General features: G+C 32.8%; 1 pseudogene. It reads left to right on the forward strand.

Annotated features, from left to right (window positions below):
• Positions 1-184: 184 nt before the first annotated feature.
• Positions 185-415: pseudogene (locus AC1DJR_RS33690) on the forward strand (hypothetical protein); the annotation flags it as partial.

Raw genomic sequence — 415 nt, forward strand, 5'->3', positions numbered from 1 at the left:
TCTTTTAATAATCTCTATGAAACTATGAGAGATTTAAATGTATCAGAGCTGTTATCTCAAGCTGAACAAAAGTGCTTAGAAGCCTTAGAACATTTTTGTTCAGCAAGGCTGGTTCATCTTCTTAGATTTTAAAACATTAGATCTTCTAGATTTCTTTTATATAGAAACTGAAACAGGAGGAATTGTGTTAGAAACTGAGCAATTACTTTTATACTATACTCCTGAGTTGTTGGAGCGAAAAATCGATCAATGGGAAATTTATTTAGATAATCGATATCCAATTGTCAAAGAAGCCGCATTAGCTCATTTAACGGGGAATTATTATGTAAGTGTCCCTTTGTTTACTATTCATTCTGAAGGTATCATCCGTGAAAGTTTCCCGAAAAAGTGGATGAAACAAAGTACAATTCGAGAA

This window comes from Bacillus sp. 05T31, from assembly GCF_056396725.1.